Source organism: Acidovorax sp. CF316, from assembly GCF_000276605.1.
GTDB lineage: Bacteria > Pseudomonadota > Gammaproteobacteria > Burkholderiales > Burkholderiaceae_C > Acidovorax.
Genome location: NZ_AKJX01000305.1, coordinates 1 through 5,039 on the forward strand (window position 1 = coordinate 1; position 5,039 = coordinate 5,039).

General features: G+C 67.2%; 4 protein-coding genes. 2 read left to right on the plus strand and 2 right to left on the minus strand.

Translation table 11 applies throughout. The features are described from left to right. Positions 1-915 (minus strand): SPFH domain-containing protein (locus tag PMI14_RS33180; RefSeq protein ID WP_007862244.1); only part of this gene is annotated, 915 nt, incomplete at its 3' end. A 248-nt stretch (positions 916-1,163) separates the two neighbouring features. Here PMI14_RS33180 and PMI14_RS33185 point away from each other — a divergent pair. Further along, complete coding sequence (locus tag PMI14_RS33185) at positions 1,164-1,418, plus strand: DUF2061 domain-containing protein (RefSeq protein ID WP_007862247.1); 255 nt, start codon at positions 1,164-1,166, stop codon at positions 1,416-1,418. 86 nt (positions 1,419-1,504) lie between these two features. Here the strand turns inward: PMI14_RS33185 and PMI14_RS33190 are convergent, their stop codons facing one another. Further along, a complete protein-coding gene (locus PMI14_RS33190; RefSeq protein WP_007862249.1) occupies positions 1,505-2,059 on the minus strand; it encodes an adenine phosphoribosyltransferase in 555 nt (184 codons plus the stop codon). Positions 2,060-2,213: 154 nt separating this feature from the next. Here PMI14_RS33190 and PMI14_RS35875 point away from each other — a divergent pair. Next, on the plus strand, positions 2,214-5,039 hold a 2,826-nt coding region (locus PMI14_RS35875; protein WP_007862251.1), incomplete at its 3' end, for a diguanylate cyclase domain-containing protein.

Below are 5,039 nucleotides of genomic sequence, written 5' to 3' on the forward strand. Positions count from 1 at the left end.
AGCCGCCGCCGCGGCAGCCGGTGCCGCATTGCCGCCACCCTGGAGGCCCTGCTGCAGGTTCTGCGCCATCACCTGGCCCAGCGCCACGCCGGCCCCCAGGCCCATGGCATCGCCCGCGATGCCGCTGCCGCCACCGCTGTTCTCGGCGAACTTGGGGATGGCCTGGGCCGTCTGGTACTGCATGAACTTGGCCATGTCGTTGCCGACCATGCCCATGCCGATCTTCTGGTCGAGGATCTTCTGCAGCTCTTCGGGCAGCGAGACGTTCTGCACCGTGAGGTTCTCGATCAGGAGGCCCAGCTTGGCGAAGATCGGCGCGAGTTCCTTGGTCAGCGCATCGGCGAACATGACCTGGTTGGCCGCCAGGTCCAGGAAGGGCAGGCCGCTGCCGGCAATCGCGTTGCTGATGTTCTGCAGCACCAGGCCGCGCAGCTGGCCTTCGAGGTCGCCCACGGGATAGACATCGCGCGTGCCCGAGATCTCGGTGTGGAACAGCTTGGGGTCGGCAATGCGGAAGGCATAGTTGCCGAAGGCGCGCAGGCGCACCGCACCGAAGTCCTTGTCGCGGATGGTGATGGGCTGGGGCGTGCCCCACTTCTGGTCGATCTGCTGGCGCGTGCTGAAGAAGTAGACATCGCTCTTGAAGGGCGACTCGAAGAGCTTGTCCCAGTTCTTGAGGTAGGTCAGCACCGGCAGCGTCTGCGTGGTGAGCTTGTAGGTGCCGGGGCCGAAGACGTCAGCCACCTTGCCTTCATTGACGAACACCGCCGTCTGCGACTCGCGCACCACCAGCGTGCCGCCGTTCTGGATTTCCATGCCGCTCATGGGGAAGCGCCAGGCAAGCGTGCCGTCGCCGTCCTCGGTCCACTGGAGGACGTCGATGAACTGTTTCTTGATGAAGTCCATGAGGGCCATGTCTGCTCCCTAGTGCGTTGCCGCAGTTGAAAAGATGTCCATCATAGCAACGGGGTTGGCGCCGCCAAGGGCAAATTTTTTCCCCACTGCGTGACGGAATTAACGGGGTGGCGGGGCATTAGGCAAAGCCTGGTCATCAATAGTTTCAATGCTAAGACTAGCCGAACTCAATTGGCCACAGCTATTGAGAATGCCTACCATTTCATGACCGGTGGCACTGCCACACGAATGAAAGAAAGGAATCCACCATGGCCCGCCTCCGCCAGATCGCCCAGCAGAACAAGACCATGCTCATGAAGACCGGCAGCTACTACCTGATCCACATCAGCGTGGCTGCCATGGTGGCCTATGCCGTCACGGGCAACCTCTGGGCCTCGCTCACGCTGAGCCTGCTCGAACCCACGGTGCAGGCCGTGGCCTTCTTCTTCCATGAAAAGGCCTGGGACCGTGCAGCGCGCCGCCACGAGGCCCATGCCGCCCAGGCCCTGCCTGCAGCAGCCTGACGGCCATGCACCGGCACTTTGCCCAATGGCTGCAGCAGGCCCTTGCGGCCTATGCAAACGCGCAGTGACCTGGCCGCCGGGCCCGGTCAATGTCCCTCGAAGTCGACCAGGGTGTAGAGCGGCAGGCCGGAATCCTTGAGGCGCTGCGAGCCCCCGAGCTCGGGCAGGTCGACGATGGCCGCGCCCTCGGTCACCGTGGCGCCGAGCTTTTCAAGCAGGCGCCGGCCGGCCATCATGGTGCCGCCGGTGGCGATGAGGTCGTCGATCAGCAGCACGCGGTCACCGGGCTTCACGGCATCGGTGTGCAGCTCCACCGTGGCGCTGCCGTATTCGAGCTCGTAGGTCTCCTCCACCGTGGTGAAGGGCAGCTTGCCCTTCTTGCGGATCGGCACGAAGCCCACGTTGAGTTCATAGGCCACCACGGCCCCCAGGATGAAGCCGCGCGCATCGAGCCCGGCCACCACGTCGGGGCGCAGGGCCTTGTCCATGTAGCGGTGCACGAAGGCATCGATCAGCACGCGAAAGACCTTGGGGTCCTGCAGCAGCGGCGTGATGTCGCGGAACTGCACGCCGGGTGCCGGCCAGTCGGGCACGGTGCGGATGTGCTGGCGCAGGTACTGGTTGACACTGAGGGGTTGCATGGGGTGTGGGGTGGATGGCACAAAGGGGGCGAGTGTAAACACCAGCCCCCCGGGGTTGGCGGGCCGCAAGCCCCGAATGCTGACCCATAATGGATCATCGTTACCCCTGCGGTATGCAGGCTGCCATTCCTTGCCTGGAAAAACCAGATCGGCCATGCCCATCTCCGTCCTGTTGATCGAAGACGACCGGGAGCACGCACGGGCGTTGGTCGAGGCTTTGGTGGACCCCTGGCTGGGCTGGCGGGTCGAGGTGGCGTCCTCGCTGGCACAGGCCCAGGCATGGCTGCAAAACCACACCCCTGACATCCTGCTGGTCTGCCAGCATTTCGAGGACGGCTCGGCCTACGACGTGCTCGAGCGCATGGGGCGCATTCCGGCCTTGATCATCGTCGACGCAGGGGCCGACGCGCAGGCGGCGCACGCCATGCGCCATGGCTTTGCCGATTTCACCATCCGCGACCCCGGCTGCAACTACCTGCTGGCCCTGCCCGCGCAGATCGAGGCCGTGCTCGAGCGCAGCAGCAGCGTGCGCGCCCGGCGCGCCGCCGAGGCCATGCTGGCACGCCAGCACCGCCTGCTGCAGGCGATCTCGCGCGCGCAGGCGGTGTTCATTGCCAGCTCGGCACCGCGCGCGGCGTTCGACGCGCTGCTGCACGAGCTCATGGAGCTGACCGGCAGCCGGTTCGGGCTGGTCGGGCAGGTGCAGCGCACGGCCGAGGGCCGGCCCTTCCTGCGCATGCACTCGGTGACCGACCTGGAATGGGACGAGGCCACGCGTGCGCGCCAGGCCCGTGACGCAGAGGAGGGCCGGGTCTTCGACGACCTCGACTCCCTGCCCGGCCAGGCGATGCAGACCGAAAAGCCGGTGATCGTCCACAACGCGGCAGGTGACCCCCGCAGCGCCGGCATGCCACCTGGGCATGCGCCCGTGGTCTCCTACCTGGGCCTGCCCATCCTGGCCTCGGGTGAGCTCGTCGCCGTGGTGGGGCTGGCCAACCGGCCCGAGGGCTACACCACGGCCGACGTGCAGTTCCTGCAGCCGCTGCTGAGCACCGTGGGCCAGCTGGAGCTGGCACGCCGCGCCGAATTGGCGCGCCGCCAGGTGGAGGAGGAGCTGGCGCGCACCAGCGAGCTGCTGGCCGAAAAGACCCGGGCGCTGCAGAGCACGCTGGCCAGCGTGTCGCAAGGCATCACCAAGGTCGATGGCGAGGGCCGCATCCGCGTCTACAACCAGCGCTACCTGGAGCTGCTGAACCTGCCCGAGGAACTGCTCGCGGGCGAGCCGCGGGTGGAGGAGGTGGTGCGCTTCCAGACCGAGCGCGGGGACTTCGGTACCAGTTTTCAGCTGATCGAATCCAAGGCGCGGGACTATGTGGGTGCCGAGTACGCTGCGCATGGCGGCAAGCTGACCATGCCGGACAGCTACATCCGGCGCACGGTCAACGGCCGCTTCATCGAGGTCCGCACACGCCCGCTGGAAGACGGCGGCCGCGTGCGCACCTTCACCGACGTGACCGACTACCTGGGTGCGCTGGAGGCCCTGCGCGAGAGCGAGGCCCGCTGGCGCAGCCTCACACAGCTGTCCTCCGACTGGTACTGGGAGCAGGATGCCGAGTTCCGCTTCGTGCGCATCGAGGGCAGCCCGCAGAACAAGATGGACCTGCGCGACGACCAGCTCTTCGGGCTCACGCGCTGGGAGCTGCCCAACACCTTCGCCGACGAGGGCCAGTGGCGCGCGCACCGCGAGCAGCTTGCGCAGCGCCAGGTGTTCCGCAATTTCGAGATCCAGCGCATGTCGGCGCAGGGCGAACCGATCTGGGTGTCCATCAGCGGCGAGCCGATCTTCAATGCCGAGGGCGAGTTCACGGGCTACCGCGGGCTGGCCCGTGACATCACGGAGCGCAAGCGCGCCGAGGCCGAGATCCAGCGCCTGGCCTTCTACGACGAACTGACCAAGCTGCCCAACCGGCGCCTGCTGCTGGACCGGCTGGAGCGCGTGGCGACGGCCTGCGAGCGCGACGGCCAGCATGGCGCCCTGCTGTTCCTGGACCTGGACAACTTCAAGGGCATCAACGACACCATGGGCCATGAGTGGGGCGACCGCCTGCTGGTGCAGGTGGGCACCCGCCTGCGTGCCAGCGTGCGCGCCACCGACACCGTGGCGCGCCTGGGGGGCGACGAGTTCGTGGTGGTGCTGCAGGGCCTGAGCAGTGAGGAGACCGGGGCCGCCGTCGAATCGGAGGCCGTGGCGCAGAAGGTGCTGCAGGCCCTCAACGAGCCTTACGACATGGATGGCAGCGAACTGCACAGCACGCCCAGCATCGGCATCGCGCTGTTCCACGACCGGGAGCAGCCCGTCAACGAACTGCTCAAGCGGGCCGACCTGGCGATGTACCAGGCCAAGGCCCAGGGGCGCAATACGCTGTGCTTCTTCGACCCCGCCATGCAGGCGGCAGCCACCGCGCGCTCGGCGCTGGAGGGCGACATCCGCCAGGGCATACAGCGCAACGAGTTCTTGCTGCACTACCAGCCCGTGGTCAACGCCGCAGGCCAGGTCATGGGCGCCGAGGCCCTGGTGCGCTGGCAGCACCCGCAGCGCGGCATGGTGCCGCCGGGCCAGTTCATCCCGCTGGCCGAGCAGACCGGCCTGATCCTGCCGCTGGGCCAGCGCGTGCTGCACCTGGCCTGCGAGCAGCTGGCACGCTGGAACCGCGAGAGCGCCACCCAGGCATGGACCGTGGCCGTGAACGTGAGCGCGCAGGAGTTCCGCCATACCGAATTCGTGCCCCAGGTGCTGCAGGCGCTCTACACCACGGGTGCCGACCCCGGACGGCTCAAGCTGGAGCTGACCGAAAGCCTGCTGCTCACCGACGTGGAGGAGAGCATCGTGAAGATGCAGGTGCTGCGCAACCTGGGCGTGGGCTTCTCGCTCGATGACTTCGGCACCGGCTACTCCTCGCTGGCCTACCTCAAGCGCCTG

What these genes read in the sequence shown, in the direction of transcription:
- PMI14_RS33185 (WP_007862247.1), top strand. Translation starts at nt 1,164, where the DNA reads ATGGCCCGCCTCCGCCAGATCGCCCAGCAGAACAAGACCATGCTCATG.
- PMI14_RS33190 (WP_007862249.1), bottom strand. Translation starts at nt 2,059, where the DNA reads ATGCAACCCCTCAGTGTCAACCAGTACCTGCGCCAGCACATCCGCACC.